The organism is Caulobacter sp. SRI_008, assembly GCF_057586355.1.
The window spans coordinates 51,958-65,301 of sequence record NZ_JBYCZS010000002.1 but is presented as its reverse complement, the minus strand read 5'-3'; the positions used below and the strand labels follow the sequence as shown (position 1 = coordinate 65,301).

The following is a 13,344-nucleotide window of genomic DNA, read 5'->3' as shown; positions in this document are numbered from 1 at the left end:
GGGGAGGTGGCCCGAAGGGCCGGAGGGGGTCCGCGCGAAAGCCCTCCCGCACCCGCGACAACCTCGTCTACGCCGCCGTCTGGCTGGCCTGCGCCGCGCCGCTCGCGTGGCTGGCCTTGCGCGCCTTCACCGGCGACCTGGGGGTCAATCCGATCGAGACCCTGGTGCGGCAGCTGGGCGTCTGGGGCCTGCGGCTGCTGCTGGTCGGCCTGGCGATCACGCCTGCGGCGGTGATCCTGAGGAAGCCGCGCCTCGTGCGCTTTCGCCGCACGATCGGCCTGTTCGCCTTCGCCTACGTCACGCTGCATCTCTCCAGCTACATCGGCGTCGATCTCTTCTTCGACTTCGGCCAGCTGGTGAAGGACATCCTCAAGCGGCCGTTCATCACCCTGGGCATGGCGGCGTTCGCCCTGCTGATCCCGCTGGCGGTGACCTCGACCAACGGCTGGGTGGTGCGGATGGGCCGCGCGGCCTGGAGCCGGTTGCACTGGCTGATCTACGTCATCGTGCCGCTGGGCGTGGCCCACTACTACCTGCTGGTGAAGGCGGACCATAGGCCGCCGCTGGTCTACGGCGCGATCCTGGCGGTGCTGTTGGGGTGGCGGGTTTGGAGGCGGTTCAGCCTGCGCTGACCCCCTCCGGCCCTCCGGGCCACCTCCCCCAGAGGGGGAGGATCTTGTTCAGCGCCGCGCTAGATGCTCCCCCTCTGGGGGAGCTGTCGGCAAAGCCGACTGAGGGGGCCTTACTTCGCCGCCGTCTTCGCATAGGCCTGCGCCTGGCCCAGCAGCCGCAGCACATTACCGCTCCAGATCGCCTCGACGTCGGCGTCCGAATAGCCCGCCGCCTTCAGCCGCGCGGTGATCTTGGGCAGGTCGGCCACGTCCTCGAAGCCCTCGACGCCGCCGCCGCCGTCCCAGTCGGCGCCGACGCAGACGGCCTTGGCGCCGCCGATCTTCAGCACGTGGGTCATGCTGTCCATGAAGATGTCGAAGTTGGCGCGGATCGGCGGGTACTGCTTGTCGAGTTCGCCGCGCTTCTTGGCGTAGGCGACGACCTCTGCCTGGGTCGCCTCGTCGCGCGGCGGCTTGCCCAGGGCTTCCAGGGCGGCCTTGCGCTCGGCGCTGGGCGGGGCGGCCTTCAGATAGACCGAGTTGATGCAGATCGCCCCGCCGCTGTCGGCGATGCGTTTGATGTGGGCGTCGTCGAGATTGCGCGGGTGGTCGAAGACGGCCTTGGCGCCCGAGTGCGAGGCGATGATCGGAACCTTCGACAGGGCCACGGCCTGGTCCACCACATCGTCCGAGGCGTGGCTGACGTCGATCAGTATGCCCAGGCGGTTGGCCTCGGCGATCCAGCGCAGGCCCAGCGGCGAGAAGCCGTTCCAGATCTTACCCTTGGGATCGGTCGAGCTGTCGGCGAACTGGTTGTTGCGGAAGTGCACCGGCCCGGCCATCCGCACGCCGGTCTTGTAGAAGGTCTGCAGCAGGGTCAGGTCTTCGCCGATCGGCCAGCTGTTCTCGATGCTCTGGAAGACGAACTTCTTGCCGGCCTTGTTGATGCGGACGGCGTCTTCGGGCGTGTAGGCCAACTCGAACTTGTCGCTGTGGGCCGCCACCATCTCGCGGATCTCGGTGGCCCGGGTCAGGGCGAAGTCGCGGGCGTAGCGATAGCCCTCGGCCGTCAGGTCGCCCTGGCCGGTGTAGATCACGAAGAACCCGCCATCCAGGCCCCCGTCGTTCATCCGCGGCAGGTCCACCTGGGTGAAGTCCTGTCCCACCGTGTGGCGGTCGGTCATGCTCCAGCCGGGACGCGAGAAGTGCTCGGGCGTGTCGAGGTGGGTGTCCAGCGTCAGGATGCGCTCGTGCAGGGCCCGATCGGCCTTGGAGACTTCGCTCTTGCCCCCCTCATTCTTGGGCGCGTCGGCGGCGTTGGCGGAAGCGCCCAGCAGGGCGGTCGAGGCGAGCAGGACTGACAGCAGACGACGCATGGGACACTCCGGAACAGCTGATCCGGTCAAGCTCGGGGGCGCCGCGCCCGGCGTCAAGGATATTAGATTTTCTTCGCGCCCACTTTTCACGGGTGAGCGTCAGATCAGCCCCAGCGCCTTGAAGCTGGCCACCCCGTCGCGGCCGACCACCAGGTGGTCGTGCACGACGATGCTGAGCGCCTTGCCGGCGGTGATGATCTGCTTGGTCATCTCGATGTCGGGCCGCGAGGGCGTGGGGTCGCCGCTGGGGTGGTTGTGCAGCAGGATGATGTTGGAGCTGGCCAGCTCCAGCGCCCGGCGCATCACCTCGCGCGGATAGACCGGAGCGTGGTCGACCGTGCCGTGGTTCATCACCTCGTCGGCGATCAGCTGGTTTTTCTTGTCGAGGAACAGCACCCGGAACTGCTCGCGGGACTCGTTGGCCAGGGCGACGCGCACATAGCCCAGCAGCGCCGTCCACGACGAGATCACCGGCCGCTTGGCGATGGTCTCGCGGCCGGCGCGCAAGGTCGCCTCGTGCAGGATCTTCAGCTCGACGGCGGCGGTCTCGCCCACGCCGGAGACGGTCTTCAGCTCCTCGACGCTGGCCCCCAGCACCCCGGCGAACGAGCCGAACCGGGCCAGCAGCGCCTTGGCCAGCGGTTTGACGTCGCCGCGCGGCAGGCTGCGGAAGAGATAGAGCTCGAGCAGTTCGTAGTCGGGCAGCGCGGCCAGGCCCGCGGCCCTGGCCCGCTCCCGCAGGCGTTCGCGATGGCCGGTCTGGTGGGCCGGCGCCGTTTTGGCCGGCGCCTTGGGCGCACGCGGCGGCGCCTCCGACACCTTCAAGGACTTGCCGCTGACCATCGCACCCCCTTGCGAGGGAAGGATTAGAGCTTAGCAATCTGGAGTTGTCGAGAGGGCGTCATTCGCCCCCGCATCAACAGCCGTCATCCCGGCCGAACGCCCGCGAAAGCGGGCGGCAGAGCCGGGACCCAGGGGCCGCCGCACCGCATCAGCGACCGCCCGGGTGGACGACCTCGCCGCCGAGCCCAGTCCCCCTGGGTCCCGGATAAGCCCTGCGGGCTTTCCGGGATGACGACCTCAAGGGATCGAAGGAGGTGAAATCAGAACGCCGGAACCACCGCGCCCTTGTACTTCTCCGCCAGGAACGCCTTCACCTCGGGCGAGGTCAGAGCCTTGGCCAGCTTCTGCACGCGCGGGTCGCTGGCGTTGTCCGAACGGGCGACCAGGAAGTTCACATAGGGGCTGGTCTTGTCCTCGATCAGCAGGGCGTCCTTGGACGGGTCGAGCTTGGCGTCCAGCGCGTAGTTGGTGTTGATCACCGCCAGGTCGACCTGGTTCAGCACCCGCGGCAGGGTCGCCGATTCCAGCTCCTTGAACTTCAGGTTCTTGGGGTTGGCGGTGATGTCCTTCAGGGTCGAGACGGGGTTGCTCAGGTCCTTCAGGGTGATCAGGCCGTTGCGGGCCAGCAGCAGCAGGGCGCGGCCCCCGTTGCTGGGCTCGTTGGGGATGGCCACGGTCGCGCCGGCCGGCAGGTCGGCGATGGCCTTGATCTTCGAGGAATAGGCGCCCAGCGGCTCGATGTGCACGCCGGCCACCTTGATCAGGCCCCAGCCGTGGTCGGCGTTGACGGTGTCGAGATAGGGACCGGTCTGGAAGTAGTTCACGTCCAGATGCTTCTCGGCCAGCTGGGTGTTGGGCTGGACGTAGTCGTTGAACACCTTGACGTCGATCTTCAGGCCTTCGGCCGCCAGTTTCGGCTTGATGAACTCCAGCACCTCGGCGTGCGGCACGGCGGTGGCGCCGACCACCAGGGTGTCGGCGGCCGAGGGCGCGGGCTGGCGGCTGCAGGCGGCCAGCAGGGCGAGAGCGGCGAGGCTGAGGAGGGCGGCGCGGCGGGCGACCATGAACGGCTCCGGTAAGTCGATAATTCCGGATGGGTATTGCGCGAAAACGCCGCCGGGGCGGAATCAGTTTTCCTGAGGCGGGGAAGAGCCCCCTCACCTCCCGTCATTCCCGCCCTTGTGGCGGGAACCCCTGGTTCCGCTTGCAAGTGAGGCGCCGGCGGCGTGCTGAGCACGCCGCCCCTCCCGCCCTTGCGGCTGACAGAGGGGTTCCCGCCACAAGGGCGGGAATGACGGGCGTTTAGAGGGATAGGTCCCTCAGGCCTCGTTGGCCGGATCCTCGGGTCCCTGGATCGTCCAGTTCGACACGAAGTCGGGGTTCTCCAGCACCTCGCCATTGGCCAGGGTGTAGGTCCCCGGCTGGGCGGCCTGGATGCTCGAGGTCTGGGGCGGCAGGAGGTAGGTGTCGCCGTCGTCCTCCTCGCCCAGCAGGTCGACCAATATGCCCTCGTCGGCCTCGGCCGACAGGATGACGCCGTGGAACTGCTCGACCGCTTCGATCTCGCCATCGGCGTCGAGGAAGGTCAGGCCCACCAGGATGGTCTTGCCCGGCATGGTTTGCGCCAGGGCCTCGTCCCAGTGCTCGGGCGGCGGGGCGGGAAGGATGATGTCGTCGCTCATATTGGGGGTTTTAGGCGCCCGGAACGGCCGCCGCAATCACCCCAGCCGCTTGGCGCGCGTGATGTTCAGCGGCCCATAGCCGGCGGCGGCGAAGAAGGCCTGGGCGTCCGCGTTGTCGGCCCAGGCGTCGAGGACCACGCTGGCCAGCCCCGCCGCGCGGGCCTCGTTCTCCAACGACCCCAGCAGGGCCGAGGCGACGCCCTGGCGGCGAACCGCCGGGTCCACCGATAGGTGATGCAGGTAGAGCCGTCGCCGCGCCAGGGCGAACGGCGTCTCGGGCCGGTCCTGGACCTCGGCCCAGGCATAGCCGACCGTCGCGCCATCGACTGCCGCCACCCGCAGGCGATGGCTCGGCTGATCGAGAAGCCCCCGCAGGAAGGCGGCCAGCTCGACCGGATCGACCACGGGCTTGAAAACCTCGGGCGACAGCGCCGCGTGCAGGGCCTGGACCACGGCGTTCAGCGCGACCAGGGCCGGGATGTCGTCTTCGACGGCGGGCCTGATCACGAGCGTGCTCACCGGTGCGAGACCCGCCGCACCACCGCGTCGCCGACCATCTGCAGCACCTGCACCAGGATCAGCAGCACCACCACGGTCACCACCATCACGTCGGTCTGGAAGCGCTGGTAGCCAAAGCGTATGGCCAGATCGCCCAGCCCCCCGGCCCCGACCACCCCGGCCATGGCGGTGTAGGAAACCAGCGCGATGGCCGTCACGGTCGCCCCGGCGATGATCCCGGGCATGGCTTCCGGAAGCAGCGCGCCCAGCACCACCTGCCGGCGCGAACCGCCAAGCGCGAAGCTGGCCTCGACCACGCCCTTGTCGACCTCGCGCAAGGCGGTCTCGACCAGGCGGGCGTAGAACGGCGCGGCCCCCACCACCAGCGGTGGGATGGCCCCGGCCACGCCCAGCGAGGTGCCGACCAGCAGCACGGTCAGCGGGATCATCACGATCAGCAGGATCACGAACGGCACCGAGCGCAGGATGTTGACCAGCAGGCCCAGCACCGTATGGGCGGCCTTGTTCTCCAGCATCTGGCCCTTGCCGGTCAGGAACAGGATCACGCCCAGCGGCAGGCCCAGGATCACGGTCAGGGCCATCGAGCCGCCGAGCATGGTCAGGGTGTCGAGCGTGGCGAAGCCGATGTCGCTCCAGTCGATGTTGGCGAACAGGCTCATCGGGCGTCCTCCAGGCGGTCCACGCGCACGCCGGCGGCCTCGAAGCGGGCGATGGCGGCCTCGATGTCGCCGCCGGTCAAAGCCAGGGTCAGCTGGCCGTAGGGGGCGTCGCGCAGCTTGTGGATGCGACCGCCGAGGATCGAGTAGTCGACGCCGGTCTCGCGGGCCACCGCGCCGAGCACCGGCTTGTAGGTGGCCTCGCCCTTGAAGGTCAGCCGCACCAGCACCCCGGCCGGCAGGGCGACCTCGGAGACCTCCTCCGCCTCGCCGACGAAGCGGCGGGCCGTGCCGCTGGCCGGATGCAGGAACACCGCCTCGACCGGCCCTTCCTCGACCACCCGACCGGCCTCCAGCACCGCCACCCGGTCGCAGACGCGGCGCACCACGTCCATCTCGTGGGTGATCAGCACGATGGTGAGGCCCAGTTCGCGATTGAGGTCGGAGATCAGGGCCAGGATCTGCTCGGTGGTCTCCGGATCCAGCGCGCTGGTGGCCTCGTCGCACAGCAGGATCTTCGGTCCCGTCGCCAGGGCGCGGGCGATGCCGACCCGCTGCTTCTGGCCGCCCGACAGCTGGGCCGGATACTTGGTCGCGTGGTCGGTCAGCCCGACCCGCGCCAGCAGCTCGGCCGTCCGCGCCTTGATCTGCGCGGGCTCCCAGCCGGCCAGCTTCAGCGGGAAGGCGACGTTCTGCTCGACGGTCTTGGACGACAGCAGGTTGAAGTGCTGGAAGATCATCCCCACCCGGCGGCGCAGCGCCCGCAGGCCGGCGACGTCCAGCGCGGCCACGTCGTCGCCGTCGACCACCACCTTGCCGCCGGTCGGCAGCTCCAGGCCGTTGATCAGGCGGATCAGGGTCGACTTGCCGGCCCCCGAGGCGCCGATGACCCCGAACACCTCGCCCTGGGCGACCTCCAGCGAGGCCTCGCGCAGGGCCGCATGACCAGAAGCGCCGCGCGAGGCGGCGTAGGTCTTGGAGACGGAGTCGAAACGGATCACCGGCGGTTGGTCCTTACTGGGCGGCGGCGGGCGCCGCGGCGCGCGGCGGGGCGTTCTTGACGTAGCGGTCCATCCAGTCGGTCATCTCCCACAGGGTGTGCATCACCGACTCCCGGGCGCGATAGCCGTGGGCCTCGTAGGGCAGCACGGTGTAGCGCACGGTGGCCCCCGCCCCCTTCAGCGCGGCGTAGAAGCGCTCGCTCTGGATCGGGAAGGTGCCGGAATTGTCGTCCGCCTGGCCGTGGATCAGCAGGATCGGCTCGTTGATCTGCTTGACGTAGGTGAACGGGCTCATCTTCGTATAGGTGTCGGTCGCCTGCCAGTAGGTGCGCTGCTCCGACTGGAAGCCGAACGGCGTCAGGGTGCGGTTGTAGGCGCCCGAGCGGGCGATGCCGGCCCGGAAGAGGTCGGTGTGGGCCAAGAGGTTGGCGGTCATGAACGCGCCGTAGCTATGGCCGCCCACGGCGATGCGGTCGCGATCCGCCACGCCCAGGGCCACCACCGCATCGACGGCCGCCTTGGCGTCGGCTGTCAACTGCTCGACATAGGTGTCGTTGGGTTCGGCCCCGTCCTTGCCGATGATCGGCATGCCCGGACCGTCGAGCACCGCATAGCCCTGGGTCAGCAGGAACAGCGGGCTGGCGCCGCCCGGACGGGTGAAGCGGTTGCCCGCGTCCACCGTCTGGCCGGCCACCGAGGCGTCGGTGAACTCTTCGGGATAGGCCCACATCAGCATCGGCAGCGGGCCGTCCTTGGCCTTGTCGTAGCCGGCCGGCAGGTAGAGGTCGCCCGACAGCTTCACCCCGTCGGGGCGGCTGTAGGTGATGGTCTGCTTGGTGACGCCGGCGAACTGCGGGGCGCGGTCGGCGAACTGGGTCAGAGCCTTGCCGTTACCGCCCTTCAGCGGCTTGACGAAGTAGTTGGGAACCTCGTCCTTGCTTTCGCGGCGGGTGATCAGGGTCTTGCCGGCCTCGTCGGCCAGGGCCACCGGCGCCTCGTAGTACGGGGCCTTGGCCTGCCACAGGCGCGCGGTCTTGCCGTCGGCAAGGTTCATCACGCCGACGAACGGATATTCGCCCTTGGCCGTGGCCCCGGCGCCGGTGACGAACACGCCCTTGCCGTCCGGCGTGAAGTGCAGCACCGCCTCGCCCTGGGCGTTGCGGCGGCTGACCGCGTCGCCCGGATCGCCGTAGCGGTCCTGGTAGTTGCGCTCCAGCAGAAGGCGGCCTTGGCCCGGCTTCGAAGGATCGACCGCCAGGCGCTTTTCCTTGCGGTTGTCGAACCAGCGGCTGGTGACCAGGGCGAAGTCGCCGCGGCCCCAGTCGATGCCGGCATAGCGCAGATCAAGGTCGATCAGCGTGGCCGGGGCGGCGTCGAACGGCGCGGCCTGCATCAGCACCCGGTCGTGGATCTCGACCTTCTTCTTCGGATCGCCGCCGTCCTGGGCCTCGGCCCAGACCAGGGTGGCCGGCGCGTCGGCGCGCCACTCGGCGCTGCGCGGACCAGCGACCACCGCGTCGAAGGCCGACGAGAGGTTATCGGCCAGCGGACGGTCGGCCAGGGTCTTGACCAGCTTGCCGTCGGTCGCGTCCAGCACCTGGATCTGCGTGGGGAAGCGGCTGGCCGGCACCAGGTAGCTGTAGGGACGCTTCAAGCGGGTCACCAGCAGGTAGCGGCCGTCGGGCGAGGTGGAGAAGCCGTTGATCACGCCGGGCGCGCCCACCGGGGTCGCCGCGCCGTCGGCCAGGGCCACGCGGGTCAGCTGGCTGGTGAAGTAGTGGTCGAACAGCGCCTCGTCATGGGCGTCGGCCAGCAGGTCCTGATAGGTGCGGATGGCGGCGGTGCGACCGGCGGCCTGCTGAACGATCGGGCCTTCAGGCGCGGCCGGCTCGGCGGGGGCCGCGCCACGGCCGGCCGGGATCTGGCGCACCAGGAAGCCGCTGTCGTCGGGCAGCCAGTCGTAGCCGGCCCCGAAGGCGGCGTTCAGCACCGGCCCGGTCAGCCTGCGCGCCGTGGCCGTCTTCAGGTCGGCGACCCACAGCTCCAGGCCCGTGGGGGCCTCCATCACGAAGGCCAGGTTCTGGCCATTGGTCGACCAGCGGGTCTCGATGAAGCGCGCGCCGTCCGGCAGGGCGACCTTGCGCACAGCGCCGGTCTTCACGTCCTCGAACGACAGGCTGTTCATCCAGGTGGTGCGGGCCTCGATCGGACCGTTGGTGCGCGGGTTCAGGCGATAGCCGCCCAGGCGCAGGATCGGGTCAGCCACGGCCCGGATCGGCGGCAGGTTCTCGCGACCCAGTATGGCCAGGGTCTTGCGCTCGGGGCTCAGGGTCACGCCGGGGGTCGGAGCGGCGTCGAGGATCTGGGCGATCGGCGCCGGCGGCGTGCGATAGGCCTCGCCGGCCAGGGCGGACCCGCCGCCGATCAGGGCCGCCAGGACGGCGGTGGAAGCCAGGGCCGCGGCGCGGCGACGGAAACGCGTATCGAACATGAAGCCCCCGGAACTCTCAGGAAGGGGCAGCAATAGGCGTACGAACGGCTCAGGTGAACGAAAAATCGAGCCTGACTGGCATATCGCCGATCGTTCCTGCCCGTCAGTTCCGTCCCGAGGCGCCCGCCGGCAGGGTCAGGCGATAGACCAGGATGACGCTGTCGTTGTCGCCCGCGCCGGCGCCCTTGTCGTTGGTCAGGCCGGCGTCGAAGGCCTGGCCGTTAACGTGGCCGTCGGCGGTGGCGAAGTCGTTGTCGTTGCCGACCAGCAGGAAGACGTCGTTCGGCGCGGCCGGATCGAGCGCCGGGGCCAGCGCCATGGCCTCCCACTTCTCCGACAGGCTGAAGCGGTCCGACGGCGCGGTCGACAGGTTCATGCCGAACTTCGCCAGCTGGACGGGGTTGAGCAGGTTGACCAGCTCGGCCTGGCGCACCGGCGTCAGGCCGGCGACCAGCGCCCCGTCCTTGGCCAGAGACGTCGCGGCCTGTTCGTAGGGCGTTCGGGCGAGATTGGTCGCGCCGTCGGTATCGACCAGCAGCACGCTCTTGAACACCGGCGCCTTGGTCGAGCCCTTGCCCCGGCCGTTGGCGTCGCGCGACAGCACCAGGAACTGGTGGTCGTTCAGGGCCGCCATCTCCGACTGGGCGGCGGTGACGTTGGCGGGCTGACCGTCGCCGGCTTCGCGCACGGTCGGCAGTTGCAGCACGTAGTGGCCGATCGGCGCGGCGGGCGTGCGGGTCTTGCTGATGTCGTAGACCAGGACGCGGGTGTTGTTGCGGGCGGCGGCGCTGGCCCCGGCGCTGTCCTGCATCGTGGCGCTCTGCAGGATGGCGATCAGGCGCTTGACGTCGGGGCTGACCGCCAGGGCCTCCAGGCCCTGGTTGTTGCGCCGACCCGTGGCGGGCGCGCTCTCGGCGGTGAAGTCCGCCTGGCCGTCGCGCGTCGGCAGCAGGGCCGGCGGGGCCTGGATCGCGCCGATCTGGCGGCCCGAGGCGTCGAACAGATAGATCCCCGCCGCGTACTCGTCGGAGACGTAGAACGACCCGTCCGGCAGGTAGGCCACGGCCTCGGAATCCAGGCTGATCTTGCCCGCGCCCTCCCCCGCCTCGGGCGAGGGATAGCGGATGTCCTTGCGGGTCAGCACGTTGGAGCCTGGGTCCTTGCCGGTGAACGGCTGGCCGGTCTGGTCCTTCAGCAGGAAGCCGCCCGTGGGCGTGATCGTCAGCTTGCCGTCGGCCAGGGCCAGGCGATGGGCGTGCAGGCGATTGGCGTAGTCGAGCGTGCCGGCCACGGTGCCGACGCCGTTGGGACCGCGGTCCGGCAGGGTCAGCAACTCGCCCTCGTAGGTCCCGTCCGGCAGGCGCCGCCACGACCGCAGGGCCATGCCCGAGAACGAGCCCAGGGTGTCGCCCTTGAAGTCCCGCGTCGCCGCGTCCAGCCGCCCGACGGCGACCAGGCCGTGATTGACGAAGGTCCGCCCCTCGAAGACGACGGTCTCGTCGCCGGCCGCCTCGCTCCAGTGCTTGACCACATGGGTCTGGGATTGGGCGTGGGCGGCGCCGGCGAGGGTCCCAGCGGCCAGGGTCTGAGCGGCGAGGGCCAGCAGGATCGAACGGCGCATCGTGATGTTCCCGAAGTCGATCGGCGGACGGCCCCGGGCCGCCCGCCGTTGAGAGGTCTGCGTCAGACGACGAGGCTTAGAAGTCGAAGCCGATCGTCGCGAAGATCTGGCGCGGCGCCGACGAGTGGAACACCACGATGCTGCCCGTCGCGTCGTCCGGCGCGAACACGCTGCTGTCGAAGTTCGAGGCGTAGCGCTTGTTGGTCAGGTTGGTGACGTTCAGCGCCACCTTCGCGCCCTTCACGAAGCCTTCCTCGCTGAAGCGATAGCCCAGGCCCAGGTCGAAGGTGGTGTACGCGCCGAAGCTCTGGTCGTTGGTGTAGGTGTAGTAGCGGCGGCCGGTGTACTTGCCCTGCAGCGAGGCCGAGAAGCCGCCGCGCTTGAAGCTGACCACGCTGGAGAACATCTCCTTGGGCGTGTCGACCTGCTGCTTGCCGGCCGTCTTCTTGACCACGCAGGTGGTCGTGCACCAGTTCAGGTCCTCGTCGTAGGTGGACTCGTTATACGAGGCCGAGTTGTACCAGTTCAGCCACGACAGCGGCTTCCACAGCACCCCGATCTCGGCGCCCTTGCTGGTGACGCTGCCGGCGTTGTGGAAGGAGTTGCCGCAGCCGGGGTTCTGCTGCTGGTTGGTCGGGCAGGGATTGTACTGCAGCAGGCGGTTGTCGAAATCGACCTCATAGGCCGACACCGAAACCTGCAGGGCCTCGCCCACATAGCGGTAGCCGACATCGACGCTCTTGGAGGTCTCGGGCTTCAGGTACTTGCCCTGGGCGTCCCAGACGGTCTGCGACACCGATTGCGGACCCAGTTTGAAGCCGCCCTGGAACATGGCCATGTTCTCGGCGTAGCTGGCGAACACCTCGTGCCCGGGCGCGATCCGCCAGCGGGCGCCGGCTTCCGGCAGGAAGCTGTCCGAGGCCTTCAGCGAGCCGGTCGCGAACTGGGTGGAGGCCGCCGCGGCGGTCTTGGCGATGCCCGGCAGGGCCGTGGCGTTCGACTTGGCGTTGGTGCTCTTGAAGCCGAAGTCGATGCTCAGCGCGTCGTCCAGCAGGGTGATGGTGTCCTGCACGTAGAACTGCTGGGTGTTCCAGTCGGTCTTCTGCACCCACTGGGCGGTGTCCGGACGGCCCTTCAGGTACTGCGCCAGGTCGATCGGGCCGGTGACGGTGGTCCAGATGTAGCGGGCGGCGCTGCTGGTGTTCTGCTCCAGCCACAGGCCGGCCTGCAGGTGGTTGAAGCCGTAGGTCCAGGCGAGGTTCGCCACCACGCCGTCACGGTCGATGGTGTAGCGGGTGTCGCGGATCTGCACCGGCAGGTCGTCGGCCGTCGAGGTCGTGCCCTGGTTCGACAGGCCGGTGATGAAGTTGTTCCCGGCGCCCTTGTTCTCGTGCTTGTAGACCTGCGCGTGGGCCTTGAAGCTCGAGGTGATGTCGAAGTCGCCGGCGATGTAGAACAGGTTGTCGTCGCGCAGGATCTGGCCGTTGGTGAAGGTCACGTCCGACAGCTTCTCGGGCGCGGTCGAGGTCACGCACTTGGAGGCCAGCGACGCCACCGAGCAGGCCGCGCGGGAGACATAGGCGTCCCAGTTGGGCGCGTAGCCGGCCCAGTCCCAGCCCAGGCGGCTCTGCATATCCTTCGACAGATAGGCGTCGTCGGCCTGGTTGGTGCGCGAGATGTCGGCGAAGGCCGTCAGCTGGCCGCGCTCGCCCGTATAGGTCAGCTTGCCGTTGAACTGCTTGCCGGTGGAGGTGTTGTACGCGGCCTGGTTCACGAACAGGTCCTGCTCGCTGTACTGGCCCGACAGATAGGCCGACCAGCCGTTGTGCTCGCCGGTGTCGAAGCGGATGAAGGTGCGGGCGGTGTCCTCGCTGCCGAAGCTCTGGCTGACCGACAGGCCCATCTGCTTCTTCGGGTCGCTGGAGACGTAGATCAGCGCGCCGCCGAGATTGCTGGTCGAGGGGATCGAGAGGCCGGCGATGCCGGTCGCCAGGTCGGCGCGGCCCAGGTTTTCCGAGATCAGCGCCCGGCTGATCGTCAGGCCGTTGTAGTTGTTGTAGGCGCCGTCGCCGAGCGGCATGCCGTCCAGCGTGTAGCCCAGGTGGGTGGTGTTGAAGCCGCGCACCTGCAGGGTCAGCGACTGCTCGTTGACGCCCAGGGCGTCGATCGACTGGGCGCTGACGCCGGGCAGGAAGTTCAGCGCCTTCTGCACGCTGGCGCCGGGCGGCAGGACTTCGAGGCTGGCCGGCGTCAGGGTCGTGACCGAGCGGGTCTGGCCGGCGCCGACGACGATGACGCCGTCCAGTTCGCTGCTGTCGGCCGCCGCCGGAGCGGCGTCGGCTGCGGGGACTTCGGCCGCGTGCGCCTGGGCGGCGAGCATGAGACAGGCGGCGATCGCGATCGCGCTAGCGGACCGTTGCAGCATCTAGGCATCCCCCGTGACGGCGCCGCCACGAGACTCGTGCCCCCAGCGCCGTTTGTTTTCAGCGCCGCGTCTATTTCACAGGTTGATGACACTTTTTCCGCAACAGCCCCTGCTGCGGG

At 69.2% G+C, this 13,344-nt stretch carries 11 protein-coding genes; 1 reads left to right on the top strand and 10 read right to left on the bottom strand.

Features of this window, described 5'->3' with window-relative positions:
• The first annotated feature begins 83 nt into the window (after window positions 1-83).
• Window positions 84-632 carry a protein-methionine-sulfoxide reductase heme-binding subunit MsrQ gene (gene msrQ, locus AC2YHT_RS02375; RefSeq protein ID WP_487288179.1) on the top strand — a complete coding sequence of 183 codons (549 nt, stop codon included), beginning with the start codon at window positions 84-86 and terminating at the stop codon, window positions 630-632.
• Between the two features lie 110 nt (window positions 633-742).
• Here the strand turns inward: msrQ and AC2YHT_RS02370 are convergent, their stop codons facing one another.
• From AC2YHT_RS02370 to AC2YHT_RS02325, 10 genes are all read right to left on the bottom strand, one after another.
• Window positions 743-1,987, bottom strand: coding sequence for a dipeptidase (locus AC2YHT_RS02370; RefSeq protein ID WP_487287996.1), 1,245 nt, complete (start codon window positions 1,985-1,987; stop codon window positions 743-745).
• A 99-nt stretch (window positions 1,988-2,086) separates the two neighbouring features.
• Complete coding sequence (gene radC / locus AC2YHT_RS02365) at window positions 2,087-2,830, bottom strand: RadC family protein (RefSeq protein ID WP_487287995.1); 744 nt, start codon at window positions 2,828-2,830, stop codon at window positions 2,087-2,089.
• A gap of 260 nt (window positions 2,831-3,090) precedes the next feature.
• On the bottom strand, window positions 3,091-3,894 hold the full coding sequence (locus tag AC2YHT_RS02360) for a MetQ/NlpA family ABC transporter substrate-binding protein (protein WP_487287994.1): 804 nt from the start codon (window positions 3,892-3,894) through the stop codon (window positions 3,091-3,093).
• Window positions 3,895-4,149: 255 nt separating this feature from the next.
• A complete protein-coding gene (locus tag AC2YHT_RS02355; RefSeq protein WP_487287993.1) occupies window positions 4,150-4,512 on the bottom strand; it encodes a hypothetical protein in 363 nt (120 codons plus the stop codon).
• A gap of 36 nt (window positions 4,513-4,548) precedes the next feature.
• On the bottom strand, window positions 4,549-5,019 hold the full coding sequence (locus AC2YHT_RS02350) for an N-acetyltransferase family protein (RefSeq protein ID WP_487287992.1): 471 nt from the start codon (window positions 5,017-5,019) through the stop codon (window positions 4,549-4,551).
• Between the two features lie 8 nt (window positions 5,020-5,027).
• Window positions 5,028-5,690: a methionine ABC transporter permease gene (locus AC2YHT_RS02345; protein WP_487287991.1), complete on the bottom strand. Its 663-nt coding sequence runs from the start codon at window positions 5,688-5,690 to the stop codon at window positions 5,028-5,030.
• On the bottom strand, window positions 5,687-6,688 hold the full coding sequence (locus AC2YHT_RS02340) for a methionine ABC transporter ATP-binding protein (RefSeq protein WP_487287990.1): 1,002 nt from the start codon (window positions 6,686-6,688) through the stop codon (window positions 5,687-5,689). The genes AC2YHT_RS02345 and AC2YHT_RS02340 overlap by 4 nt, the downstream gene beginning before the upstream one ends.
• A 13-nt stretch (window positions 6,689-6,701) precedes the next feature.
• Entirely contained in the window at window positions 6,702-9,179 is a 2,478-nt protein-coding gene (locus AC2YHT_RS02335) for a S9 family peptidase (protein WP_487287989.1), read from the bottom strand.
• 103 nt (window positions 9,180-9,282) lie between these two features.
• Entirely contained in the window at window positions 9,283-10,800 is a 1,518-nt protein-coding gene (locus AC2YHT_RS02330) for an esterase-like activity of phytase family protein (RefSeq protein WP_487287988.1), read from the bottom strand.
• Window positions 10,801-10,876: 76 nt separating this feature from the next.
• Entirely contained in the window at window positions 10,877-13,225 is a 2,349-nt protein-coding gene (locus tag AC2YHT_RS02325) for a TonB-dependent receptor (protein ID WP_487287987.1), read from the bottom strand.
• Window positions 13,226-13,344 lie beyond the last annotated feature (119 nt).